Origin of the sequence: Frigoribacterium sp. PhB118 (genome assembly GCF_003751725.1) — a bacterium.
GTDB lineage: Bacteria > Actinomycetota > Actinomycetes > Actinomycetales > Microbacteriaceae > Frigoribacterium.
Genome location: NZ_RKID01000001.1, coordinates 1216775 through 1239734 on the forward strand (window position 1 = coordinate 1216775; position 22960 = coordinate 1239734).

Annotated in this window: 25 protein-coding genes, 1 pseudogene and 1 riboswitch; of the genes and pseudogenes, 17 read left to right on the plus strand and 9 right to left on the minus strand. The window is 73.8% G+C overall.

Annotated features, from left to right (window positions below):
* Nucleotides 1–49 precede the first annotated feature (49 nt).
* Both EDF21_RS05570 and EDF21_RS05575 read left to right on the plus strand, forming a co-directional pair.
* The gene (locus tag EDF21_RS05570; RefSeq protein ID WP_123570547.1) at nt 50–835 is read left to right on the plus strand and encodes an NAD(P)-dependent oxidoreductase; all 786 of its coding nucleotides are present in this window, start codon (nt 50–52) and stop codon (nt 833–835) included.
* A gap of 52 nt (nt 836–887) precedes the next feature.
* The gene (locus EDF21_RS05575; RefSeq protein WP_123570548.1) at nt 888–1331 is read left to right on the plus strand and encodes a GNAT family N-acetyltransferase; all 444 of its coding nucleotides are present in this window, start codon (nt 888–890) and stop codon (nt 1329–1331) included.
* Nucleotides 1332–1368: 37 nt separating this feature from the next.
* Here EDF21_RS05575 and EDF21_RS05580 read toward each other — a convergent pair whose 3' ends face one another.
* Complete coding sequence (locus EDF21_RS05580) at nt 1369–1839, minus strand: Lrp/AsnC family transcriptional regulator (RefSeq protein ID WP_056046623.1); 471 nt, start codon at nt 1837–1839, stop codon at nt 1369–1371.
* 170 nt (nt 1840–2009) lie between these two features.
* Between EDF21_RS05580 and ald the strand changes: the two genes are divergently transcribed.
* The 3 genes from ald to EDF21_RS05595 all read left to right on the plus strand — a co-directional run bounded on the left by ald (nt 2010) and on the right by EDF21_RS05595 (nt 4658).
* Nucleotides 2010–3119, plus strand: a complete 1110-nt coding sequence (gene ald / locus EDF21_RS05585) for an alanine dehydrogenase (RefSeq protein WP_123570549.1) — start codon at nt 2010–2012, stop codon at nt 3117–3119.
* Between the two features lie 133 nt (nt 3120–3252).
* On the plus strand, nt 3253–3816 hold the full coding sequence (locus EDF21_RS05590) for a TetR family transcriptional regulator (RefSeq protein WP_056046627.1): 564 nt from the start codon (nt 3253–3255) through the stop codon (nt 3814–3816).
* A gap of 44 nt (nt 3817–3860) precedes the next feature.
* Nucleotides 3861–4658, plus strand: a complete 798-nt coding sequence (locus tag EDF21_RS05595) for a dienelactone hydrolase family protein (RefSeq protein ID WP_123570551.1) — start codon at nt 3861–3863, stop codon at nt 4656–4658.
* Nucleotides 4659–4751: 93 nt separating this feature from the next.
* Here the strand turns inward: EDF21_RS05595 and ribH are convergent, their stop codons facing one another.
* The 6 genes and pseudogenes from ribH to EDF21_RS05625 form a co-directional block, all read right to left on the minus strand.
* Nucleotides 4752–5252 (minus strand): 6,7-dimethyl-8-ribityllumazine synthase, encoded by a 501-nt coding sequence (gene ribH / locus EDF21_RS05600; RefSeq protein ID WP_056046630.1) that lies wholly within the window; start codon nt 5250–5252, stop codon nt 4752–4754.
* A 115-nt stretch (nt 5253–5367) separates the two neighbouring features.
* Nucleotides 5368–5938 (minus strand): annotated as a pseudogene (gene ribB, locus EDF21_RS05605) (3,4-dihydroxy-2-butanone-4-phosphate synthase); the annotation flags it as partial.
* A 50-nt stretch (nt 5939–5988) separates the two neighbouring features.
* Nucleotides 5989–6678, minus strand: coding sequence for a riboflavin synthase (locus tag EDF21_RS05610; protein WP_056046632.1), 690 nt, complete (start codon nt 6676–6678; stop codon nt 5989–5991).
* Nucleotides 6679–6858: 180 nt separating this feature from the next.
* Nucleotides 6859–6993, minus strand: a riboswitch (FMN riboswitch).
* A 90-nt stretch (nt 6994–7083) separates the two neighbouring features.
* Nucleotides 7084–7776 carry a pentapeptide repeat-containing protein gene (locus EDF21_RS05615; RefSeq protein ID WP_056046634.1) on the minus strand — a complete coding sequence of 231 codons (693 nt, stop codon included), beginning with the start codon at nt 7774–7776 and terminating at the stop codon, nt 7084–7086.
* Nucleotides 7777–7846: 70 nt separating this feature from the next.
* Entirely contained in the window at nt 7847–9271 is a 1425-nt protein-coding gene (locus EDF21_RS05620) for an L-serine ammonia-lyase (RefSeq protein ID WP_123570552.1), read from the minus strand.
* A 97-nt stretch (nt 9272–9368) separates the two neighbouring features.
* The gene (locus EDF21_RS05625) at nt 9369–9884 is read right to left on the minus strand and encodes a MarR family winged helix-turn-helix transcriptional regulator (RefSeq protein ID WP_123570553.1); all 516 of its coding nucleotides are present in this window, start codon (nt 9882–9884) and stop codon (nt 9369–9371) included.
* Between the two features lie 88 nt (nt 9885–9972).
* On the opposite strand from EDF21_RS05625, the gene EDF21_RS05630 reads away from it, so the two are divergent.
* Nucleotides 9973–12168 carry an MMPL family transporter gene (locus EDF21_RS05630; RefSeq protein ID WP_123570554.1) on the plus strand — a complete coding sequence of 732 codons (2196 nt, stop codon included), beginning with the start codon at nt 9973–9975 and terminating at the stop codon, nt 12166–12168.
* Here EDF21_RS05630 and EDF21_RS05635 read toward each other — a convergent pair.
* Both EDF21_RS05635 and EDF21_RS05640 read right to left on the minus strand, forming a co-directional pair.
* Nucleotides 12093–12689: a thermonuclease family protein gene (locus EDF21_RS05635; RefSeq protein ID WP_123570555.1), complete on the minus strand. Its 597-nt coding sequence runs from the start codon at nt 12687–12689 to the stop codon at nt 12093–12095. The genes EDF21_RS05630 and EDF21_RS05635 overlap by 76 nt on opposite strands.
* Nucleotides 12686–14044, minus strand: coding sequence for an MFS transporter (locus tag EDF21_RS05640; RefSeq protein WP_123570556.1), 1359 nt, complete (start codon nt 14042–14044; stop codon nt 12686–12688). Before EDF21_RS05640 ends, EDF21_RS05635 begins: the two co-directional genes overlap by 4 nt.
* Before the next feature lie 187 nt (nt 14045–14231).
* Between EDF21_RS05640 and EDF21_RS16835 the strand changes: the two genes are divergently transcribed.
* The 11 genes from EDF21_RS16835 (at nt 14232) to EDF21_RS05690 (ending at nt 22932) form a co-directional block, all read left to right on the plus strand.
* Nucleotides 14232–14369, plus strand: coding sequence for a hypothetical protein (locus tag EDF21_RS16835; protein WP_173151413.1), 138 nt, complete (start codon nt 14232–14234; stop codon nt 14367–14369).
* Between the two features lie 196 nt (nt 14370–14565).
* Nucleotides 14566–16599, plus strand: coding sequence for a carboxypeptidase-like regulatory domain-containing protein (locus EDF21_RS05645; protein ID WP_148053637.1), 2034 nt, complete (start codon nt 14566–14568; stop codon nt 16597–16599).
* A 140-nt stretch (nt 16600–16739) separates the two neighbouring features.
* A complete protein-coding gene (locus EDF21_RS05650) occupies nt 16740–17726 on the plus strand; it encodes an aldo/keto reductase (RefSeq protein WP_123570558.1) in 987 nt (328 codons plus the stop codon).
* A 184-nt stretch (nt 17727–17910) separates the two neighbouring features.
* Nucleotides 17911–18189: an acylphosphatase gene (locus EDF21_RS05655; protein WP_056046650.1), complete on the plus strand. Its 279-nt coding sequence runs from the start codon at nt 17911–17913 to the stop codon at nt 18187–18189.
* A gap of 265 nt (nt 18190–18454) precedes the next feature.
* On the plus strand, nt 18455–18973 hold the full coding sequence (locus EDF21_RS05660) for a methylated-DNA--[protein]-cysteine S-methyltransferase (RefSeq protein ID WP_056046652.1): 519 nt from the start codon (nt 18455–18457) through the stop codon (nt 18971–18973).
* A gap of 1 nt (nt 18974) precedes the next feature.
* Nucleotides 18975–19529, plus strand: coding sequence for an RNA polymerase sigma factor (locus EDF21_RS05665; protein ID WP_123570559.1), 555 nt, complete (start codon nt 18975–18977; stop codon nt 19527–19529).
* Nucleotides 19526–20152 (plus strand): methylated-DNA--[protein]-cysteine S-methyltransferase, encoded by a 627-nt coding sequence (locus EDF21_RS05670; protein ID WP_123570560.1) that lies wholly within the window; start codon nt 19526–19528, stop codon nt 20150–20152. The genes EDF21_RS05665 and EDF21_RS05670 overlap by 4 nt, the downstream gene beginning before the upstream one ends.
* A gap of 20 nt (nt 20153–20172) precedes the next feature.
* Complete coding sequence (locus EDF21_RS05675) at nt 20173–20853, plus strand: DNA-3-methyladenine glycosylase I (RefSeq protein ID WP_370274455.1); 681 nt, start codon at nt 20173–20175, stop codon at nt 20851–20853.
* Complete coding sequence (locus EDF21_RS05680; protein ID WP_123570841.1) at nt 20850–21812, plus strand: DNA-3-methyladenine glycosylase; 963 nt, start codon at nt 20850–20852, stop codon at nt 21810–21812. Before EDF21_RS05675 ends, EDF21_RS05680 begins: the two co-directional genes overlap by 4 nt.
* Nucleotides 21813–21847: 35 nt before the next feature.
* Nucleotides 21848–22522: a hypothetical protein gene (locus EDF21_RS05685; RefSeq protein WP_123570561.1), complete on the plus strand. Its 675-nt coding sequence runs from the start codon at nt 21848–21850 to the stop codon at nt 22520–22522.
* Between the two features lie 77 nt (nt 22523–22599).
* Nucleotides 22600–22932 carry a hypothetical protein gene (locus EDF21_RS05690; RefSeq protein WP_123570562.1) on the plus strand — a complete coding sequence of 111 codons (333 nt, stop codon included), beginning with the start codon at nt 22600–22602 and terminating at the stop codon, nt 22930–22932.
* Nucleotides 22933–22960: the final 28 nt, after the last annotated feature.

Genomic DNA, 22960 nt, shown 5'->3' on the forward strand with positions numbered 1-22960 from the left:
GCAGGACCACGGGACGGGCCGACGAGCCCCCGGACGAGAGGCGGCACACATGGCGACCATCGCGATCACGGGAGGCTCGGGCCGCATCGCGACCTGGGTCCGCCCTCTTCTGCTCGAGGCCGGCCACGACCTGCGGCTGCTCGACGTGGTCACGCCACCCGGCGACCTCCGACGACGAGAGACCTTCGAGCACGTCGGCGTGACCGATCTCGACTCCCTCACCGTGGCGTTCGCCGGGGCCGACCTGGTCGTCCACCTCGCGTCGCACGCCAGCGAGCGCACGTGGCACGAGATCCTCGACCTCAACGTCGAGAGCGCCTACGTGGCGCACGAGGCCGCCCGTCGGGCCGGCGTGACCCGGCTGCTCGCGGCCAGCTCGGTGCACGCCGTCGGGTTCGAACCGGGCTCGAGCGCCGCCGACCACGACGTGCCGGCCCCCCGGCCCGACACCTTCTACGGCGTCAGCAAGGTGCTGCTCGAGGCGGTGGGCAGCCTGTACGCCGACCGCTTCGGCTCGACCGTCGTGTCGGCGCGCATCATGACGGCCGAGGTCGAGCCGCACGACGTCCGCAGCCTCGGCACCTGGCTGTCCCCGGCCGACGCGACGCGGCTGATCCTGGCCACCCTGACGACGGCACCGGCCGGGCACCACGTCGTCTGGGGCGTCAGTCGCAACACCCGTCGCGTCGTGTCGCTCGCGGCGGGCGAGGCCATCGGCTACCACCCCGAGGACGACGCCGAGGCGTTCGCCGACCGCTTCGCCGGCCAGGTCCTGCCCCCCGACGCACCCGTCGGCGGGGACTTCACGACCATGCCGTTGGGCGAGACCCGGTGACCCGCCCGAGGGTGGCATCCGGTCACGCGCGCGAGGCCGATAGCGTGGCCGTGTGACCGCCACCCAGCACTCGTCGTCCGTCGCCGAGATCGACCCCGTCGTCCTCTACGAGATCCTCCGCCTCCGGGTCGACGTCTTCGTCGTCGAACAGGAGTGCCCCTACCCCGAGCTCGACGGGCGCGACCTCGAGCCGACCGCGCGCCTCCTCTGGTCCACCGACGACGACGCCCGGATCCTGGCGACGCTCCGGGTGCTGCACGACGGCGACGACCGTCGCATCGGCCGGGTGGCGACGGCGTCGTCGGCTCGCGGTCGTGGGCTCGCCGCCGACCTCATGCGGTCGGCCGTCGTCGAGTGCGACGGTCGACTGGTCCGGCTCGACGCCCAGGCCCACCTCTCGGGCTGGTACGCCCGGTTCGGCTTCGTGGTCGACGGTGACGAGTTCCTCGAGGACGGCATCCCCCACCTGCCGATGACGCTCGCCGCCACGCGCTGACGCCGGCCCCTGGCTCGGCACGGCACCGGCTGGTCGATCAGACGGTCGGGCCGGGGTGGTGGTGCTCGAAGACCAGGCTGGTCCGGGTCGAGGCGACGGCCGGGTGCGCCGAGAGGTGGTCGAGGACGAACTCGCGGACGTCGTTCGTGTCGCGGACGGCCAGGTGGATGATGAAGTCCTCGGACCCGCCCAGGAAGAACAGCTGCACCACCTGCGGCAGGGCCCGGATCTCGGCCGAGAACGCGGCGATCCGCTGCCGGGCCGACGCGAGGATCGTCACGCTGATCAGCGCCTGGAGGTCGAGTCCGAGCGCGGACAGGTCGACGTCGGCTCCGAAGCCGGCGACGACGCCGCGCTCGACGAGGGACCGGAGGCGCGCGAGACAGGTCGACGGAGCGATCCCGACCTGCGCGGCCAACGTGGCGTTGGGGGTCCGACTGTTCGCGAGCAGCAGGCGCACGAGCTGCCGGTCGATCTCGTCGAGCCGAACGTCCTTCGTCGCAGCCATGCCTCGTCCCGTCCCTCACCGTCGATCGTGCGGCCAGGCAGGGCCTGCACAGAATCTCGTGCGGAGAGCTTGGCACGCATCGGCACGAAACAGCACACTGACCTCAGTTCGGCGAACAGAGGCGTGCACCGGCCGCCCGTCGTCGAGGCCACTCCCCGAGAGGACGAACCATGCGCGTCGGCATCCCCACCGAGATCAAGAACAACGAGAACCGCGTCGCCGCGACACCGGCCGGAGTCCACGAGTTCTCCCGCCGTGGACACGACGTGATCGTGCAGGCCGGCGCCGGACGGGGGTCGGGGTTCACCGACGCCGAGTTCGTCGCCGCGGGTGCGACGGTGGTGGACGACGCGGCCGACGTCTGGGGCGAGGCCGATCTGCTGATGAAGGTCAAGGAGCCGATCGCGGCCGAGTACCCGCTCATGCGGGCGGACCAGACCCTCTTCACCTATCTGCACCTCGCGGCCTCACCCGAGTGCACCGAGGCCGTCCTCGCGTCCGGCACGACCGCGATCGCCTACGAGACGGTCCAGCGGGACGATCGCAGCCTGCCGCTGCTCTCGCCCATGAGCGAGGTCGCCGGCCGCCTCTCCACGATGGTCGGCGCCTACCACCTCATGAAGCCGATCGGGGGCACGGGCGTGCTGCTCGGCGGCGTCCCCGGCACCCCGAAGGCGAAGGTGGTGGTGATCGGCGGCGGCGTCGCCGGTGAACACGCCGCGGCGAACGCCCTCGGCCTCGGCGCCGACGTGACCGTCATCGACGTGTCACTTCCGCGCCTCCGCGCCCTCGAGGTGCAGTTCGGCGGCAGGGTGCAGACCCGCGCCTCGACGGCCTACGAGATCGGCGCCCAGGTCGCGGCCGCCGACCTGGTGATCGGTTCGGTTCTGATCCCCGGCGCACAGGCCCCCAAGCTCGTCACCGACGAGATGGTGGCGTCGATGCGTCCCGGGTCGGTGCTCGTCGACATCGCCATCGACCAGGGCGGCTGCTTCGAGGGCTCGCGCGCGACCACGCACGACGACCCGACCTTCGCCGTCCACGACAGCGTCTACTACTGCGTCGCCAACATGCCCGGCGCGGTCCCCCAGACCTCGACCCGGGCCCTGACGAACGCGACCATGCCCTATGCACTCGCCCTCGCCGACCGGGGGTGGCGTGACGCCATCGCGGCGGATGCGTCGTTGGCCCGCGGCGTCAACGCGGTCGCGGGGCAGATCACCAACGCGGGCGTCGCGGCGGCGGCCGGCGTCGACCTGGTGGACGCCCGCGCGCTCTGACCCGTCCGGCGACGCGACGGTCCACCTCCGAGACGGCGCCCTCCCGGACGCGGGGCGAACCGGTCCGGCCGGTAAGCGAAGACCTCTCTCCGAACCAGGTGGTCCGGAGAGGTGCAGCCCCTATGCTCTGGGCATGGCACGACGACCCACCCCTCCGCGGGAGCGGCTGCTCGAGGCGGCGCGGACCGAGTTCGCGGCCCGCGGCCTCGCCGGAGCCCGCGTCGACACGATCGCGCGCGACGCCGAGGCGAGCAAAGAACGGCTCTACGCCCACTTCTCGACCAAGCGCGACCTGTTCGACGCCGCCCTCGGCGAGAGCATCGGCCGCTGGGTCGCGGTCGTCCCCTTCGACGCCCACGACCTGCCGGGCTGGGCCAGCGCGCTCTACGACCACCTGGCCTCGAACCCCGACGACGCGCGCCTCCTGCTCTGGGGCCAGATCGAGGGCGTCGCGTTGCCGAGCCCCGGCGTGCTCGACCACGGTCAGCTCGAGGCGCGCCGTGACTCGGTGCGTGCGGCCCAGGACGCGGGTGACATCTCGTCCGGCTGGGACGCCGACGAGTTGCTGACCATGGTCTTCGGCGTCGTGCTGGCCTGGTTCGTCACGCCCGAGGCCACCAACCTGCACACCGGCCCGCAGCAGCGTCGGTGCGACGTCGTCCGCCAGGCCGTCGCCCGCATCGTCGACCCCGGCTGAACCGCCCCCGGCACCGTCCGACCCGCCGGGAGTAGCGTCCCCGTGTGACCACGACCGAACCCACTCCCGCCCTCTCCCCCGACCTTCAGCGCGTCCTCGACAGCGTGCCCGACCCGGGCGGCGTCACGACGTCGGACGAGGTCTACGCGGCGACCGACGTCGATCTCGAGGGGTTCCTCGCGACGCCGGCCGGCGCCTCCTCGTCCGGGCTCGTGCCCGGCGTGCTCGTGCTGCACGACTGGTTCGGCGTCGTCGACCACGTCAAGGTGCGCGCGCAGATGCTCGCGCGGCTCGGCTACGTGGCGCTGGCCGGCGACGTCTACGGGCAGGGGGTCCGCCCGTCGCCCGAGGAGGCCGCCGGCGAGGCGGGCAAGTACTACGGTGACGTCGCGCTGTTCCGGTCGCGCCTGCTCGCGAACCTCGAGCGCCTGCGCGCCGAGCCGGGCGTCGACCCGTCGCGGATCGCGGTGATGGGCTACTGCTTCGGCGGCTCGGGTGCCCTCGAGCTGGCCCGCGCGGGTGCCGACGTCGCCGGCGTCGTGTCGTTCCACGGAGGGCTCGGGACGGGGATGCCCGCCGAGAAGGGTGCCGTGACGGCCCCGCTGCTCGTCATGACGGGTGCCGCCGACCCGGTGGTGCCCGACGAGGCCGTGGTCGGCTTCGAGGACGAGATGCGCGCCGCCGAGGCACCCGACTGGCAGGTGCTGAGCTACAGCGGCGTCATGCACGCCTTCGCCGTCCCCGGGACGGACGCACCCGATCACGGGGCCCAGTACGACGCCCGCGCGGATCGTCGCTCGTGGCAGCAGCTCGAGACGTTCCTGTCCGAGGTCTTCGCCTAGGCCCGAGGGTCCCGACGGGCGCGACGGGCAGGACGCCAGACCGTCAGGAGGCGCGGTGCCGGGACGCTCGTCGCCCCGGCACCGCCTCCGTCGTCAGAACCCGGCCACGCGGGCCGTGCCGGCCCGGGCCAGGTCGCGCAACTGGACGGCCGTCGCGACGGCGGCGTGGGCGGCCTCGGCACCCTTGTCCTCCTTCGAGCCGGGGAGGCCTGCCCGGTCGAGGCCCTGCTGCTCGTCGTCGAGGGTGAGCACGCCGAACCCGACGGGCTTGCCCGTGTCGAGCGTCACCCGCAGCAGGCCCGAGGTCGCGGCGTCGGACACGTACTCGAAGTGCGGCGTGCCGCCGCGGATGATGACACCGAGGGCCACGACCGCGTCGGCCCCGGCCTCGAGCGCGGCCTTCGCGACGACGGGCAGTTCGAAGCTGCCGGGCACGCGCACGACCGTGGCCGTGGCGCCGAGGCGCTCGACCGTCGACAGCGCGCCGGCCAGCAGGCCGTCGGTGATGGTCTCGTGCCAGGTGCCGGCGACGATCGTGACACGGATTCCCGTGCCGTCGACGTCGAGTTCGGTGGGGGCGCCTTCTCCGCTCATGCGCGGTCTCCTTCGGTCGTGCGGGTGGTGGTGGTGGTATCGGCGGTGGCGTCGGTGGTCGGTGTCTCCGGCGCCGAGCCGGGTTCGTCGAGGTCGCGGTCGCCCAGCCAGGAGACGAGATCGGCGATCGTCACGACCGGCACGCCCTCGCGGGCCCCGAAGTCGAGCAGTGCCCGCAGTCGCATCATCTCGCCGTCGTCGCCCACGATCTCGCTGATGACGGCCACGGGTCGCAGCCCCGCGGCCTTCATCAGGTCGACCGAGGCCTCGGTGTGGCCGTCGCGCTCACGGACTCCGCCGTCACGGGCACGCAGCGGCAGGACGTGCCCGGGGCGGTGCAGGTCGTCGCGCACGCTGGTCGGCGACGCGAGCGTGCGGAGGGTCGTCGCCCGGTCGGAGGCGCTGATCCCTGTCGTCACGCCGGCCGCCGCGTCGACGCTGACGGTATAGGCCGTGCCCCGGGCGTCCTCGTTGTGGGCGACCATGGGCGGCAGGTCGAGTCGGTCGGCGATCTCGTTCGTCATCGGTGCGCAGACGAAACCGGAGGACACCCGGACCGTCCAGGCGATCCACTCGGCCGAGGCCAACTCGGCCGACAGGACGACGTCGCCCTCGTTCTCGCGGGACTCGTCGTCGACCACCACGACCGGGCGACCACGGCGCAGGTGCTCGAGGGCGAGCTCGATCGGGGCGAGGCGCGAGTCGACCCGCCCCTCCTCCCGGGGCGTCGACACGGTCACGGGCGCCCCGTCACGGCGGCGTCCCGCGGGTCCGCCGCGTCGGCCGGGGTGGCCGCACCGCGCGGGCCGTCGGCGTCGAGCGCGTCCAGTCGCAGCATGCGGCGCACGTGGCGGGCGAGCACGTCGGTCTCGACGTTGACGCGGTCGCCGACGGCCTTGCCGCCCAGGGTCGTCACGGCGAGCGTCTCGGGGATGAGGCTGACCTCGAACCAGCCCGGCAGCTCGCCGGGTTCGCTGATCGCGCTCACCGTGAGGCTGACGCCGTCAAGCGTCACCGACCCCTTGTCGACGAGCAGGGGCGCGAGGTCGTCGGCGAGGTCGAACCGGACCCGACGCCAGGCCTCGCCCTCTTCGATCTCGACGACCGTGGCCGTGCCGTCGACGTGGCCCTGGACGATGTGACCGCCCAGGCGGTCGCCGACGCGGGCGGCTCGTTCGAGGTTGACGGGCGTCCCGGGGCCGAACGTCCCCACGGTGCTCATGGCCAGGGTCTGCCGCATGACGTCGGCCGTGAAGGTGTCCCCCTGCTGCTCGACCACCGTCAGGCAGACGCCGCTGACCGAGATGGAGTCACCGTGCGCGGCGTCGGTCAGCACGGCGGGGCCGTGGACCGTCAGGCGGACGCTGTCCCCCTGGTCGGCGACGCGCTCGACGCGTCCGAGTTCTTCGACGAGGCCGGTGAACATCAGCGCACCACCGGGCCCGTCGGGTCGGTGGGTCGGTGCGTGCGTGCATCGGGCCCGGGCGTGGTCGCCTGCGTCGTCATGTCGTCCTCCGGTCTGCCTGGCTGTGTGCCGAGGGCTCTCCGGGGGTGCGCGACGCGAGGGTCGGCATCGGCCCGGGGGTCCGCTGAGGGACGACCGGGCCCGCGCCACCTCTCATCCGGACTATGACCGTCGGTACCGGGGTTCCACCGGTTCAACCGGCCGCCACCTCTCGGGGACGACGCGGGTCGCGGACTGTGACCGCCGGCTCAGATTTTCACTGACCCCGGAGCGCGTTGCTCTGTCGGCGACGATAGCACCGCCGCCTCGTGCGGCCCCGACGTGTTCGGCCAGGGCGTAGCCGGGCGTCGCACGGGCGGCCCGGGCTCAGCCGACGACGAGCCCGAGGTGAGCCGCCATCGTCGGGGCGAAGGTCGCCAGCTGCAGGTCGTCGATGGTCGCGCCACGAAGCCCTTCGAAACCGTCGATGCGGGAGAAGTCGCTGGTGCGCAGATCGGTGTGCGACAAGGAGGCGCGGGTCACGTCGAGCGTGCCGATGCGGCAGTCGACCAGCGCGACCCGCAGGGCCTGCACACCCCCGAGGTCGAGTTCGCCGATCGTGCAGCCCTCGATCACGACGTCGGTGAGGCGCGCCCCGCGCAGGTTGAGGAAGTCGATCTTGCCGCCGACCAGGTGCACCGACCGCAGTTCGGCGTCGAACAGCTCGGCCGACCCCCACCGGGGTCGCTCGACGCGGACGTCACGCCAGGTGCTGCGCGAGGCGGCGAACTCGGGGGCGAACGAGTCGGCCAGCACCGACTCGACCAGGCGGGCGCCCCGCAGTCGGGCCGATCCGAGCCGCGGCGACTCGAAGACGCACTCGGTGAACTCGGACCCTTCGAGGTCGCGACCGGTCAGGTCGGCGTCGACGTACCGTTCGAGCTCACGGCTGTCGCGCGGACCCAGCAGGTCGGTGCCGAGATCGACGAGCCCCCGGGGCTCGACGGGGTCGAGCCGCGGGGCGTCGGTGCCCCCCGGGGTCGCGGGGCGGGACGGCGTGGGGCGGCGCGACGGGGTCATGCGACGAGGCTAGCGGCGGGGTGCGACACGACCCGAGGAACGTCCGGGCGGGCCGCCGACGCGGACGTTCTCAGCACTCGATGACGTTGACCGCGAGCCCGGCGCGGCTGGTCTCCTTGTAGCTGTCCTTCATGTCGCGGCCGGTCTGGCGCATCGTCTCGATGACGGTGTCGAGGCTGACGACGTGGCTGCCGTCGCCGAGCAGGGCCATGCGGGTGGCGGCGACCGCCGTGCCCGCCGCGATGGCGTTGCGCTCGATGCAGGGCACCTGCACGAAGCCGCCCACGGGGTCGCAGGTGAGGCCGAGGTGGTGCTCCATGGCGATCTCGGCCGCGTTCTCGACCTGGCGGGGCGTCCCGCCGAGCAGGGCGGTCAGCGCGCCGGCGGCCATCGACGCGGCCGAGCCGACCTCGCCCTGACAACCGGCCTCGGCCCCCGAGATCGACGCGTTGCGCTTGTAGAGCGACCCGATCGCCGCCGCCGTCAGCAGGAAGGTGCGGGACAGCTCGTGATCGGTCGCACCGTGGAACCTCATGGCGTAGTAGGCGACCGCCGGGATGATGCCGGCCGCGCCGTTGGTCGGGGCGGTGACGACGCGCCCGCCGCCCGCGTTCTCTTCGTTGACGGCCATCGCGTAGGCCTGCAGCCACTGGGCCGGCAGGTCGGAGGCCAACAGCGAGGAGGCGCGGCCCTGGTCGATCGCCGAGCCGCCGAGGGCGAAGGCGGTCGCCCGCTCGTCCTGCTGGCGCAGCATGGTCGCGAACTGCCGGGCGCGTCGGGGCACCTTCATCCAGCCGGGCAGGACGCCCGTGGCCTCGAGACCCGCGTCGACGCAGGCCCGCATGGCCGCCCAGCGTGAGTCGAGCCCCACCGCGGCGTCGGCCTCGCCGTGCAGCGCGACCTCGTTGCGCCAGGCGAGGTCGGCGATCGACGCGCCTTCGGAGTCGCAGAGGCGCAGCAGGTCGTCCGCGTCGGTGAAGGCGAACGGCGCCTCGGCGGTGGGCACGGCCCGCTCGTCGTCACCGTCCCGCACGACGAAGCCCCCGCCGACCGAGAAGTAGACCTCGCGGGCGAGGCTCTCGCCGTGAGCGTCGAAGGCCTCGACGCTCATCGCGTTGGGGTGCCGGGGCATGCGCGTCAGCGGCGCCATGCGCAGGTCGTTGGGGGCGAAGGCGATCTGGCGCCGGCCGAGCAGCCGCAGGCCGCCGCCCTGCTCGACCGCCTGCTGCATGCCCGAGACGACCTCGGGGTCACAGGTCTCGGGTCGCATGCCCGCGAGGCCGGCGAGGACGGCCGACGGAGTGCCGTGGCCGAGGCCGGTGGCGGCGAGCGAGCCGTAGAGCACGGCCTCGACCCGCACGACGTCGGTCAGCCGGCCGTCGACGTCGAGACCGAGCAGGAACTCGCGGGCGGCCCTCATGGGGCCGACGGTGTGCGAGCTCGAGGGGCCGATGCCGATCGAGAAGAGATCGAGGGCCGAGACGTGGTCGGTCACGGAGAACCTGCCTTCCGGGGTCACCACGACGTTACCCGCTCCCGCCGACGCCCAGGAGGTCGGGGCCGTTCGCCACCCCGGGGAGGCGCGGCTCGCCTCAGGCGGGTCGCCCCACCTCGCGGGCCCGCTCCGCCATCGCGCCCGACATGCCCTCGAGGAACCGTCGGACGGTCTCGAGCTCGGCCTCGTCGAACTCGGCCATGACCCGGTCGCTCATCACGCCGAGCGGCCCGAAGAACGCGCCCGCGACCTCGCGGGCGCGATCCGAGTAGCGGACGAGCACCCGGCGCCGGTCGGCGTCGTCGCGGCTGCGGTGCACGTGCCCGACCTTTTCGAGGCGGTCGATGACTCCGGTCGCCGCCCCCGACGTGACGCCCAGGAGCTCGCCGAGACCGCCGGCGGTGACGGGGTCGCCGTCACGCTCGGCCTGCATGACGTGCAGCAGCGCCTCGAGGTCGATGTGGCCGAGACCGTGTCGCGAGGCGAAGGCCTGGGCGACCTTCTGGGACTCGGTGGTCAGCCGTTGCATGTGGGTGACGATCTCGTCGGCCTGCGGCGAGCGCGACGGACGGGTCGACGGGGCCGTGGGGCCCGGGTCTCTCGGGGTGGGCATGGAACCTCCTGCGTGACGAGTCTGGTCGATGCTCCTGTGATCTGCAATACTCTTAGCTCCTAAGACATTCAGCGACTGAAGGATCACCATGCGCACCCTCGCCCGCATCGTCAGCGGCCACCGCACCGCCTGGGCGGTGCTCGCCGCGACGGCCGTCGCCGTCGCCCTGCTCTTCACGGTCCTGCCGCAGAGCGAGGGCGACGCGGCCCCGCCGTCGGGCGTCCCCGACACGAGCCAGTCGGCCCAGGTGGCCGAGTTGCTCACGACCTTCCCGAGTGCCGAGACGACGGTGGGCATCCTGGTCTTCAGCCACGACGGCGACCGGCTCGACGCCGCCGACCTGACCGCCGTCGACGAGCGGGCGGCCGCCCTCGCCGAGCTCGCCACGACCCCGCAGGCCGTCCGGCCGCAGATCAGCGACGACGGCACCGCGGCGATCGTGGCCGTCCCGCTCGACGCCACGACGGTCGACGCCGACGTCGCGGGCACGGCGACGAGCCTGCGGGACGCGGCCTCGGCCGACCTGCCCGCCGGGCTGGACGCCCTGCTCACCGGGCCGATCGGGTTCCAGGACGACATCGCGAACGCCTTCGCCGGGGCCGACTTCCGGCTCCTGCTGGTCACGGTGGTCGTCGTGGCCGTGCTGCTGATCGTCACCTACCGCAGCCCCGTGCTGTGGATCGTGCCGCTGGCCGTCGTCGGTGCCGCGGACGCCCTGGCCGGCCGGGTCGCGGCCGCCGTCGCCGAACCCCTGGGCATCCCGCTCGACGCCTCGATCTCGGGCATCCTCTCGGTGCTCGTCTTCGGCGCGGGCACCAACTACGCCCTGCTGCTCGTCGCGCGTTACCGCGAAGAACTGCTGCTCGAGCCCGACCGCCATCGCGCGATGCGCACGGCCGTGACGAGCGCCGGGCCCGCCATCGCGGCCAGCGGCGGCACGGTCGCCCTGAGCCTCCTCACGCTGCTCCTCGCGTCGCTCACGGGCAACCGGGCCCTCGGTCTCGCCTGTGCGATCGGCGTCGGCGTCGCGATCGTGTTCGCCCTCGTCGCCCTGCCGGCGGCCCTGGTGGTCTGCGGTCGCGGGCTGTTCTGGCCCTTCGTGCCCCGCGCCTCCTCGTCCGGGCGCGACCGCGTGCCCGACGGGGCCGACGCGACGCGGACGGCCGACGCCACCGCAGGAGGCGCGGCGCACCACGCGGCACCGCGACGCGGCTTCTGGGACCGTCTCGGGCGCGGCGTCCGACGCCGTCCGGCCGTCGTGGCCGTGGCGTCCGTCGCGGGCATCGGCGTCCTCTGCCTCGGCCTGAGCGGCTACGCCGTCGGCCTCTCGCAGACCGACCAGCTGCTCGGCGACCCCGATTCGGTCACCGCGCAACAGGTGATCGACGGCTCGTTCTCGGCGGGGCTGACCAGCCGCACCACCGTGATCGTCCCCTCGACGGTCGCCGACGAGGCCACCGCGCTCGCGTCCGGCACGGACGGCGTCGACACGGCCACGACCGGCGAGACCGAGGGCGGACTGACGCGCGTCGACCTGCAGCTGTCCGCCGAACCCGAGAGCGACGCCGCGTTCGCCACCGTCGAGCGTCTGCGTGCCGGGTACGCCGACGCCGGCGGCGGCCTCGCCGACGCGCTCGTCGGGGGCAGCGACGCCACCGCCTACGACATGAAGGTGGCGGCGCAGGCCGACATCGACCTGATCGCGCCGATCATCCTGGCGATCGTGTTCGCCGTCCTGGCCCTGTTGCTGCGCTCGCTCGTGGCCCCCGTCCTGCTCATCGCCTCGGTGCTCGCCACGTTCTTCGCGAGCCTCGGGGCCTCGACCTGGCTGTTCCAGAACGTGCTGGGGTTCCCCGCGCTCGACACGGCGGTGACGCTGTACGCGTTCCTGTTCCTCGTCGCCCTCGGGGTGGACTACAACATCTTCCTCACCACCCGGGCCCGCGAGGAGGGCCTCGTGCACGGCACCCGCGAGGGCATGGTGCGGGCCCTGGCCTCGACCGGCGCCGTCATCACGAGTGCGGGCATCCTGCTGGCGGCCGTCTTCGCCGTCCTCGGCGTGCTGCCGGTCGTCGCCCTGACCCAGGTCGGCGTGATCGTCTGCCTCGGCGTGCTGCTCGACACCCTGGTCGTGCGCACCGTGCTGGTGCCCGCGCTCGTGTTCCTCACCGGTGACGCGTTCTGGTGGCCGAGCCGGCGTCCGTCGGTTCAGCCGCAGGCGTCCCAGAGCCCGACCCTCGACGCCTCGGCCGACGCCTCGGCCGCGACGAACCGGTCGCGGTAGCGGTACGCGTCGTCGTAGGTGTCCTCGCGCCCGTAGCCCTCGGCGACGAGCCGCTCGTTGAGCATCGTGCCGTCCGGCGACCAGACGTAGCGCAGCAGCCGGTCGTAGCGGTCGGCGTCACCCTGCGAGGCGTCGTCCTCGAGCCAGACCGTGGCCCCCTCGGGCAGGGCGGCCGTCGTGAAGGCGCTCGCCTCTGGTCCGAAGCAGTCGACCGGCGCGTCGGGCTTCACGGTCTCGGGGGTGTCCACGCCGATCAGGCGGATGCGCTCGCGCTCCCCCGCCACCAGGACGACGACGGTGTCCCCGTCGACGACCCGGTCGACCACGGCCTCGACCGCCGCGGCCGGGACGCTCGCGGGCACGGGGACCGCACCCGCGCCTCCCGGGCCGCCACCCGCCGACCCGTCGCCGAGGAGGCGCGGGAAAGCCACGAGGACGGCCCCCGCCACGAGCACCACGAGGACTCCGAGCAGCCGGCGCGGCGTGAGGCGACGACGCGACGGACGGCGACGCGCGCTCACTCGGCGAGCCGCGTGCCGCGGAGCTCGGGCAGCATCGTGGCGGCGACGGCCCCCACGACGAAGACCGCGCCGAAGACGACGAACAGGGTGGGCGGCCCCCCGAGGGCGATCAGCGGGGGCACCGACAGCGGCGCGGCGATCGAGGCGATGCGCCCGACGCCCGCGGCCCACCCCGCGCCCGTGCCCCGCAGCGGGGTGGGGTAGAGCTCGGGCGTCACGGCGTAGAGCGCCCCCCACGCGCCGAGGTTGAAGAACGACAGGGCCATGCCCGCGACGAGGATCTGCGCGACGCTGCCGCTGACCGCTCCGAAGCCGAAGAAGACGGCCGCGACGGCCGACCCGAGCAGGAAGGTCGCGAGCGTCCCCCGGCGTCCCCACTTCTCGATCAACCAGGCCGAGGCCGCGTAGCCCGGCAGCTGCGCCAGGGTGATGATCAGCACGTACCCGAACGAGCGCACGAGCGGGAACCCGGCCGCGACGAGCAACGACGGCAGCCAGACGAAGGCGCCGTAGTACGAGAAGTTGGTCATGAACCAGACCACCCAGATCGCGACCGTGCGGCGAGCCATGCCGGCACCGAAGAGCCGGCCGACGGAGGCGCGGGCCGGCTTCTCGACGACCCGCGCCTCCTCGGCGGCCACGGTCGGGGCGGCGACGCCGGCCGCCTGCTCGAAGCCGCGGACGGTGCGCTCGGCCCCGTCGTGACGCCCCTTCGACTCGAGGAAGCGCACCGACTCGGGCATCCTGAGGCGGACGAACACGGCGTAGAGCGCGGGAGCGGCACCGATCAGCAGGGCCCAGCGCCAGCCGTCGTCGCTCGTCGGGATCACGAGGTAGCCGACGAGGGCGGCCCCGATCGAGCCGACGGCCCAGAACGCCTCGAGCAGGACGACCACCCGGCCCCGGATGCGCCGGGGTGAGAACTCGCTGACGAGGGTCGACGCGACCGGCAGTTCGGAGCCCAGGCCGAGTCCGACGACGAAGCGCAGGACGAGCAGCACGCCGACCGACCAGGACAGGGCCGAGAGGCCGGTGGCGAGGCCGTAGAGCAACAGGGTCAGGGCGAAGACGGTCTTGCGGCCCAAGCGGTCGGCCAGCGAACCACCGACGGCCGCGCCGATCGCCATGCCCGCGAACCCGGCCGACGCGACCCAGGCCAGTTGTCCGGCCTGGTCGCTCCACACGGTCATCAGTTGGGCGATGACGAACGAGAGCAGGCCGACGTCGAGCGCGTCCAGGGCCCATCCGATGCCCGAGCCGGCCAACAGGCGACGGTGCTTCGAGGTGAACGGCAGCTCGTCGAGGCGCTCGCTGCGCGTCGGGGCGACCGGGGTCGAGGTGGGGACGGGGGTCATCGGGGCCTGTCGTCTCGGGGTGTCGTCGGGTCGGGCGGGTGGTCGGACACGGACTCCTCGCGTGAGGCGGACCGGGCCACTGGGCAGTGTAGGAGCCGTGAAGATGGCCGCGGCTACAGACACCGGGGCCGCGGCACCGTAGCCTCGGGCGGACCGGATCATCTCGGTCCGCGACGGAGGCACCACCATGGCAGAGAAATCAGCGAAAAAAGGCACCGCGAAGGTTGCCGTGCGCTCCTTGAAGGAGAAGCGCGCCGACAAGAAGGCCAAGGGCGCGACGGGTGGCCACTCGGAGGACATCGTCTCCAACGCCAAGAAGCGCTGACGCACGACGTCCCCGAAGGGGCGCCGACCTCCGCACCGGGTGACCGGTCGCGAGGCGGCGCCCCTTCGTCGTCCCCGGCACGCGGCGACGCCCGCGACGACGCCTCGGGTCGGTCCGGGTGTGACACGACGACCACACCTGACATAACCTCGACCTCGTGGCCCGCGATCAGGGGTGGGGCCGGAGGGACGACGACATGATCGACAGGCGCATCAGGGCATGGGCGGCGACGGGGGTGACGGTCGTCGTGGCCGGCGCGCTGGCCCTCGGGGGCGCGACCAGCGCCTCCGCCGCCGGACCGGGAGCGGTCGGCTGGGCCGACTTCACCGTCGACGGGACGGCTCGTGCCTACACGGGCACGATGACGCTCCCCGGGGACTTCCCGCAGGCGACGTTCACGTCGACCTCGCGCCAGGCGACGATCCCCAGCGGATCGAGCACGTGGCAGGGCACGGGCACGCCGGTCGGCGCCGAGTACGACTCGAGCCGCGGTCGCCCCTACCTCAACCTCCGTCCCGCCCAGGATTCGCCGACCGCGGCCGCCGCGTCGGTCACGACGTACACCTTCGACCGGGCCACCCCCGCGAGCGACTGGTCGTTCGTGCTGGGCGACGTCGACGCCGACCAGGTCACCGTGTCGGCCACCGGCGCCGACGGTGTGGCCGTGCCCGCCGACGCCCTCGGCTTCGGGAGCACGTACAACTACTGCCGCACCGCGGCCGGCGGCCCGTCGCCGTCGTGCGACGCCGCGGGACTGCGTGACGTGCCGACCTGGAACGCCGCCACGGGCGTGCTGACCGGCAACGCCACCGCGTCCGACACCGAGGGCGCCGCCGCCTGGTTCAGCCCGACCGTGCCACTGTCGACGCTGACCTTCACGTACCAGCAGCGTTCCGGGTTCCCCGTCTACCAGACGTGGTTCGTGACCAAGACCTTCACCGCGAGCGGGGTGGTGACGAACGACGGCGCGGCCTACCCCGGAGCGATCGTGACGGTCGTCGACCCGGCGACCGGTGAGGTCGTCGGCACCACCACGACGGTCGGCCCCGACGGCACCTGGTCGGTCCCCGGCCTCGTCTCGGGCACGCCCTACGAGGTCGACGTCACCACACCGGGGGACGCCGCGGATCTGCCTGCCGTGCCCTTCACGATCGCGGGCGACGACTCCCCCGGACTCGACTTCGCCTTCGCCGGCGCCGTGCCCCCGGTGGCCACCGCGCCCCTCACGGTGACGGTCGTGGAGGCCGACGGGACGCCCGTGGCCGACCGTCCGGTGAGCATCGTCGTGCCCGGCCAGATCGACCCGGTGGCGTCGGGGACGACCGGAGCCGGCGGCTCGGTCACCTTCGAGGGGCTCGACCCCGCGGCCGAGTACGACCTGGTCGACGAGGTCACGGGCATCGCCCGCGGTCCGGTCACCACGGCCTCCGGCGCGTCGATCACGCTCGACCCGACCGTCGAGATCACGACGAGCATCGTGAACCCCGACGGATCGGCACCCGCGACCGGGTCGACGGTCGACATCGTGCCGGTCGGCGAGACCGCGCCGGTGGCGAGCGTCGAGACCGGCGCGGGCGGCTCGTTCACGGCGGACGGCCTCACCCCTGGCGAACAGTACGAGGTGGTCCTCGACGAGGACGTCGACTCGGCCGTCACGATCACCGCACCCGCGACGAGCGGGACGATCCCGCCCGTGCAGATCGCGGCCCCTGCGACCGTGTCGGTCGAGGGCACCGTCGTGGACTCCGACGGCACGCCCGCCGCCGACCTCGAGCTGTCGCTGATCGAGGCGGACGCCACCGACCCCGAGCCCGTCGCCACCTCGACCACCGACGCCGCGGGCGTCTACCGGGCCGACGACCTCGTCCCCGGCACGACCTACGACGTCGTGGCCGACGGCGAGACCCTCGGGTCGTTCACGGCGCCGACCGCCGACGGGACCGTCCCGACCATCACCCTCGCCGCGCCTCCCGTGGTGACCCCCGTGCCCGACCCCGAGCCGACCCCCGACCCGACCGTCACGCCGGCTCCCGTCGTGCCGGCAGCCGGAGGCCAGGGCACGGGCGGTACGGGCACCGGCGGCACGGGCACCGGCGGCTCGGGCCGGCCGCTCGCCTACACGGGCAGCGAGCCGGGCCTGCCGCTCGGCGTCGCGGCGGCCGCCCTGGCCCTCGGCCTCGCGCTCGTCACGGGCTCGGCCGTCACCCGTCGCCGGGCGGGGTGCCGCTGACCGCGGCGACCCTCGCGGCCTGACCCCACGAGGCCGAGGAGGCGCGGTGTCCGGTCGACGGGCACCGCGCCTCCTGCGGTCCGTCGGCCCGTGGGCCGGGCATGTGCCCGCACCGGGTGCGAGGGAGTTGGCTCGGGACCATGAAGAACACCACACTCGGCCAGGTCGACGGCGGACTCGACGTCGGCCGCCTCGGCCTCGGCCTCATGGGCATGTCCGCCTTCTACACCGGCAACAGCACCGACGACGACGAGTCGGTGCGCGTCATCCACCGCGCGCTCGACGTGGGCGTCACCCTGCTCGACACCGCCGACATGTACGGCCCGCACACGAACGAGCAGCTGCTCGGCCGCGCCCTCAAGGGCCGCCGCGACCACGCCGTCGTCGCGACGAAGTTCGGCAACGTGACCGACCCCGAGGCCCGCGCCGAACGCACGGTCGACGGTCGCCCCGAGTACGTCCGCCGGTCGGTCGACGGCTCGCTGAAGCGCCTCGGCATCGACCACATCGACCTCTACTACCAGCACCGCGTCGACCCGCTCGTGCCCATCGAGGAGACCGTGGGCGCCATGGGCGAGCTCGTCACGGCCGGCAAGGTGAGGTTCCTCGGGCTGTCCGAGGCGGCGCCCGAGACGATCCGCCGTGCCCACGCGACGCACCCGATCACCGCCCTCCAGACCGAGTGGTCGCTGTGGAGCCGTGAGCCCGAGGCCGAGATCCTGCCGACCGTCCGCGAGCTCGGCATCGGCTTCGTGCCCTACTCGCCGCTCGGTCGGGGGTTCCTCACGGGCACCATCCGCTCGGTGGACGAGCTCGCCGAGGACGACTTCCGCCGGTTCGCTCCCCGCTTCTCGGGCGACAACCTGCAGGCCAACGTCCGCATCGTGCAGCAGGTCGACGAGGTCGCCCGGGCCGTCGGCGCCACGCCGGGTCAGGTCGCGCTCGCCTGGCTGCTCGCCAAGGGCGAGGGCATCGTGCCGATCCCGGGCACGAAGCGCCGCGCCTACCTCGACGAGAACGTCGCGGCCGACGACGTGGTGCTCGACGCCGAGCAGGTGCACCAGCTCGACGACGTGGCCGCGCCGAAGGGTGCCCGCTACGCCGACATGTCCACGGTCGACAAGTAGCGAGGCGACCGGCGTCGGCTCGGCCGTCGCCCTGCGTGAGCCGTCGCTCCGCCACCCCGCCACCCCGCCACGAAATGAACATCCCGCCATCTTTTCTCGTGGCGGGATGTTCACTTCGTGGCGGGCTGAGACGTCCGGGCGCGGAACGAGGGCGAGCCCGAGGAGGCGCGGGTACGGTCGAGCGATGGACGACGTGATCAGACGCCGGGCCCTCGTGCACGGTTCGGTGCAGGGCGTGGGTTTCCGTTTCTCGACCGAGGGCGAGGCGGACCGACTGGACGTCGGCGGCTTCGTCCGCAACCTGCCCGACGGGACCGTCGAGGTCGAGGTCGAGGGACGGCCCGACCGGGTGGCGCTGCTGCTCGAATGGCTGGACGAGGGACCTCGTGGGGCCCGGGTCGACCGGGTCGAGGTGAGCGAGATCACCCCCGTGGGCGAGAGCGAGTTCAGCACGCGCCACTAGCCCGACCGGCGATCGGAACGGGGCCCGGCGGCCGGAGACGAGAGACCCGGCCCGGACGCTCGCACACACCCGACAGTGTGGAGTGCCCGGACCGGGCGTTCAAGGGTACCTGCTCGACGGCCCGGCCCGATCACCCGGACCGGTTCGGTCGGACCGTCCGGCCCGGTCGGCCCGGGGCGTCCGATCTCGTCGACCGGTGACCTCACATCCGGTGCCGCTGCCGCGTCTACGGGGTGGATACCATCGCCGAGAGCCAGGAGGCACCGTGAGCGTCCACACCAGCGTCGACACCCCCGTCGGCCCGTTGACCGTCGTCGGGGGCGAGACGGGCCTCGTCGGCCTCTACTTCGACGAGCACCGCCACCTGCCCGATCCGACCGGCTTCGGCCCGGTCTCGCGGGACGGCGTCGGCCTGAGCGACTTCGCCGAGGTCGGGCGCCAGCTCGGCGAGTACTTCGGCGGCGAGCGGCGCTCCTTCGACCTCCCGCTGGCACCGCGCGGCAACGACTTCCAGGTGCGGGTGTGGACGCTCCTCCGCGACATCCCCTTCGGCGAGACCCGCAGCTACGGTCAGCTCGCGACCGCACTCGGCGGCGTCGGCCTGGCCCGCGCGGTCGGCGCCGCCAACGGGCTCAACCCGTTGAGCATCGTCGTGCCGTGCCACCGCGTGGTCGGCTCGGGCGGGGCCCTGGTCGGCTACGCCGGCGGGCTCGACCGCAAACGGTTCCTGCTCGGGCTGGAGGCCGACCAGCCGTCGGGCCCCGACTCCGGTCGGCTGTTCTGACGTGGAACCCTTCGAGCGCGTGGTCGCCCGGCACGGTCGCACGGTCTGGCGCGTCTGCCGGGCCGTGCTCGACGAGCACGACACCGACGACGCCTGGAGCGAGACGTTCGTGGCGGCCCTCGTCGCGTATCCGTCGCTCCCCGCGTCGACGAACCTCGAGGCGTGGCTGGTGACCATAGCGCACCGCAAGGCGATCGACGTGCTGCGGGCACGGGAGCGTCGCCCCCGCCCGGTCGAGACGGTGCCCGAACCGCCGCCCGCGCCTCCTCACGACGAGACCGTCGCGCGCGCGGACGAGCTCGACGGGGCGCTGCGCACCCTGCCGCCGGGCCAGCGGCGTGCCGTGGTCTACCACCACCTCGTCGGGCTCTCGCACCGCGAGGTCGCCGAGCTGACCGGCATCAGCGCGGACGCGGCCCGGCGTGCGTCCGCCGACGGCATCGCGGCGCTGCGGCGGCTGCTGGCCGACCCCGCGACGCCTCGCGCGACCGGCGCCTCCGTCCGGGCCGCCGGTCGCGCCTCCTCCCCGTCCCCCGAGCCGAAGGGCATCCGATGACCGCCTCCCCCATCGACGCGTCGACCGACCCCGGCGACCTGCTGACCGGCCTCGACCCGACCGACGAGCGACTCGCCGCGCTGCACGCCCGCTTCGCCGAGACCGCCCTCGGCGTCGGGGCGGTCGACGTGGCGTACCGCACCCTCGACTCCCCCGTCGGCCTCCTGCTCGTCTGCGCCACCGACGTGGGCGTGCTGCGGGTGGCCTTCGAGATCGAGGGGCACGACACGGTGCTCGACCGCCTCGCCTCGACGGTCAGCCCGCGCATCGTCGAGGCGCCGTCACGGCTCGACACCGTGGCACGCGAGCTCGACGAGTACTTCCGCGGCGAGCGCCGCGCGTTCGACCTGCCGCTCGACCGGCGCCTGTCGACGGGGTTCCAGCGGACGGTGCTCAAGCACCTGCCCGACATCGGCTACGGGTCGACGGCGAGCTACGCCGCGGTGGCGCTGGCCTCGGGCAGTCCTCGCGCGGTGCGGGCCGTCGGCACGGCCTGCGCCACCAACCCCCTGCCGCTCGTCGTCCCCTGCCACCGGGTGGTGCGGAGCGACGGGTCCTCGGGCAACTACCGTGGGGGCATGGCGGCCAAGCAGATCCTGATCGACCTCGAGGCGGGGGCGTGAGCGACGCGGTGACCTCCGGCGTGACGGCGTCCGACCCGGGAGCGGTGCCGTCGGACGTGGCGGGCGCGGGCGTCGTGGTCGGTGACGACGGGCTGGCCCGGCCGGTCTGGGCGTCGACCGATCCGCTGTTGCGCGAGTACTACGACACCGAGTGGGGGCTGCCGGTCCGGGACGAGCGGGGCCTTTTCGAGCGGCTGAGCCTCGAGGCGTTCCAGTCGGGGCTGTCGTGGGCGACGATCTTGCGCAAGCGTCCGGCGTTCCGGAGCGCGTTCTCCGACTTCGACCCCGAGGTCGTCGCCCGCTTCGACGACGAGGACCGGGCACGGCTGATGGCCGACGCGGGCATCGTCCGCAACCGACTCAAGGTCGACGCGACGATCCGCAACGCGCGGGCGACGCTCGACCTGAGGGCCGACGGCGGCCTGGTCGACTTCGTCTGGTCGTTCCGGCCGGCCGAGACACCCCGGCCCCGCACGATGGCCGAGGTGCCGACGACGTCGCCGGAGTCGCTCGCCCTCTCGCGGGCACTCAAGGCGAAGGGGTTCACCTTCGTGGGGCCGACCACCATGCACGCGCTGATGGAGGCCGCGGGCATCGTCGACACGCACCTCGTCGACAGCCACCGCCGCGGGTCGTCCGGGGTGTGGGGCGACGACGGCCGGCCGGTGCCGGACGGCGGCCCCCGGGCGGCCGGGTCGTGACCGCGGACTCGCCCGACGGGGCGGCACCCGACGGGGCGGCACCGGTCGGGGCGGTACCGCACGGGGCGCCCGCGCGCTTCGTCGTCGAACCCGTCGGCGCCTGGGACCACGCGCACGCCGTGGGATTGCTGGCGGCGCACAGCGTGCCGGGGGCCGAAGCCACCGACGTCGCCGCGGCCACGCACGCGCGACTGGTCGAGCTGGGCACGGGAGCCGAGCGCGCCTCCCACCGTCTCGACCTGTCGTTCGCGGCCACCGGGGTCGACGTGACGGTGACCGGGCCCGACGGCGTGCTGCCGACGGAGGCGACGGTCGACGAGGCACGACGCGTCGTGCGGACGTGGCTCGACCTCGACACCGACCTCGACGACGTCGAGCGGGGCTTCGCCGACGACCCCGTGCTCGGGCCGCTCGTCGCGGCGCGTCCGGGCATCCGCGTGACGGGCAACCCCGACGGGTTCGAGACGGCCGTGATGACGGTGCTCGGGCAGCAGGTCTCGCTCGCCGCGGCGCGCACCTTCACCGGGCGGCTCGTCGCGGCCCATGGCGAACCCGTCGCGGGGACGGGCCTGACGCGGTTCCCCCGCGCCGACCGCCTGGCGGCCGCCGACGTCGACGAGCTGCGGGCCGCGGTCGGGGTGACGAACAGTCGCGCGCGGACGATCCACGCCCTGGCCGAGGTCGTCGCCGACGGACTCGTCATCGCCCCCGACGTCGACCACGCCGACGCCCGCCGACGCCTGCTCGCCGTGCCCGGCATCGGCCCGTGGACCGTCGAGTACCTGGCCGTGCGCGCCCTCGGCGACCGCGACGCCTGGCCGGCGGGCGACCTCGTGCTGCGGCGCGTGATGGGCGGCCTGACGACGAAGGAGGCCGAGGTCGCCGGGGCACCGTGGTCGCCCTGGCGCGCCTACGCCCTGTTCCACCTCTGGGCCGCGGTGCTGCCGACCGCGCCGTGAGGCGCCCGGCCGCCGGAATGCTCGATACTCGTCCGGTGGACATCGACGGCACCCTCGACATCGTCAGCGCGCATCGCGCCGCGGACGAGATCGAGGAGGCGCGGGTCCTGTTGCGAGCGCTGGCCGAGCAGGCGCCCCGGGATCTGATGGTCCGGATGGCCCTGACGGACTTCGCCCGGGCGGAAGGCCATGTCGACCAGGCGGCCCGGTGGGGCATCGTGATCGACGGCTACACGACCGCCCACGAACGCCGGGTGTTCTGGCGCGTGATGACCGGCATCACGACCCTCAACCGTCTCCGCACCTATCTGCGACTCGAACCGGGTGCCGACCTGCCCCGCGATCTCGTGGCCATGTTGCCGCCGCACCTCGGCGGCACGCATGTCGACGGGTTCTACCGAGCACGCTGGGATGACGACACACGCCCGACACTCAAGGGGTTGGGGGACGCGGCGCTCCTGCCCATGTGGATCAGCACGCCTGTCCCGGCCGTCGCGGCAGGACTGTCCGAGTGGCAGCGCGATTCTCCGTCCCCGGCACTGGCCGTCGTCGCTGCCGCCCTCGCCCTCGTGAGCACGGCGGCGATCGTCGGCTGGATCGCCTACGGCGTCCGCAACCGCACCGTCGGACTCCCGCTCGTCGCCGTGGGCCTGCTCGTCGCCGGCGTCTGGTTCGCCCTCCACGCGACCTCCCTTCCCGTGCCCGAGTGACGGGCGCCGAACACCGTGGATCGGGGGCGTCTACCGTTCCACTCCCCGACATTTCCTCCACGACTAGAGCGGCCAGCATGAACACCGACGACGACCGACCCGACGACCAGGCTGCGGTCGAGGCCGCCGCGATCGAGACGCACCGGGCCGCCCACGGCACGGGCCCGACCGACACGCAGGGCGAACCCGCCGCATCGGGCGACGCGACGCCGGACGGCGACGTCACGCAGCCGCTCGGCGGCAGCCACTCGGGCGAGGACGGCTACGTCGCCGTGAGCCCCGGGGGCGTCTCGGGCGAGCAGGACGCCGCCTTGACCGTCGACGACGAGGACCCGCACTCGGCCGACCCCGAGGCGAACGCCCACCGCGGCGACATCGGCGCGAACCGCGGCGGCAGCGGCGGCCGCTGACCCGTGTGAGACCCCGGGAGCGCGCCGA

Excerpts from the sequence above, each read along its gene's own strand:
- EDF21_RS05570 (WP_123570547.1), top strand. The coding sequence starts at position 50 with ATGGCGACCATCGCGATCACGGGAGGCTCGGGCCGCATCGCGACCTGG.
- EDF21_RS05580 (WP_056046623.1), bottom strand. The coding sequence starts at position 1,839 with ATGGCTGCGACGAAGGACGTTCGGCTCGACGAGATCGACCGGCAGCTC.
- ald (WP_123570549.1), top strand. The coding sequence starts at position 2,010 with ATGCGCGTCGGCATCCCCACCGAGATCAAGAACAACGAGAACCGCGTC.
- EDF21_RS05590 (WP_056046627.1), top strand. The coding sequence starts at position 3,253 with ATGGCACGACGACCCACCCCTCCGCGGGAGCGGCTGCTCGAGGCGGCG.
- ribH (WP_056046630.1), bottom strand. The coding sequence starts at position 5,252 with ATGAGCGGAGAAGGCGCCCCCACCGAACTCGACGTCGACGGCACGGGA.
- EDF21_RS05610 (WP_056046632.1), bottom strand. The coding sequence starts at position 6,678 with ATGTTCACCGGCCTCGTCGAAGAACTCGGACGCGTCGAGCGCGTCGCC.
- EDF21_RS05615 (WP_056046634.1), bottom strand. The coding sequence starts at position 7,776 with ATGACCCCGTCGCGCCGCCCCACGCCGTCCCGCCCCGCGACCCCGGGG.
- EDF21_RS05625 (WP_123570553.1), bottom strand. The coding sequence starts at position 9,884 with ATGCCCACCCCGAGAGACCCGGGCCCCACGGCCCCGTCGACCCGTCCG.
- EDF21_RS05630 (WP_123570554.1), top strand. The coding sequence starts at position 9,973 with ATGCGCACCCTCGCCCGCATCGTCAGCGGCCACCGCACCGCCTGGGCG.
- EDF21_RS05640 (WP_123570556.1), bottom strand. The coding sequence starts at position 14,044 with ATGACCCCCGTCCCCACCTCGACCCCGGTCGCCCCGACGCGCAGCGAG.
- EDF21_RS16835 (WP_173151413.1), top strand. The coding sequence starts at position 14,232 with ATGGCAGAGAAATCAGCGAAAAAAGGCACCGCGAAGGTTGCCGTGCGC.
- EDF21_RS05645 (WP_148053637.1), top strand. The coding sequence starts at position 14,566 with ATGATCGACAGGCGCATCAGGGCATGGGCGGCGACGGGGGTGACGGTC.
- EDF21_RS05650 (WP_123570558.1), top strand. The coding sequence starts at position 16,740 with ATGAAGAACACCACACTCGGCCAGGTCGACGGCGGACTCGACGTCGGC.
- EDF21_RS05655 (WP_056046650.1), top strand. The coding sequence starts at position 17,911 with ATGGACGACGTGATCAGACGCCGGGCCCTCGTGCACGGTTCGGTGCAG.
- EDF21_RS05670 (WP_123570560.1), top strand. The coding sequence starts at position 19,526 with ATGACCGCCTCCCCCATCGACGCGTCGACCGACCCCGGCGACCTGCTG.
- EDF21_RS05690 (WP_123570562.1), top strand. The coding sequence starts at position 22,600 with ATGAACACCGACGACGACCGACCCGACGACCAGGCTGCGGTCGAGGCC.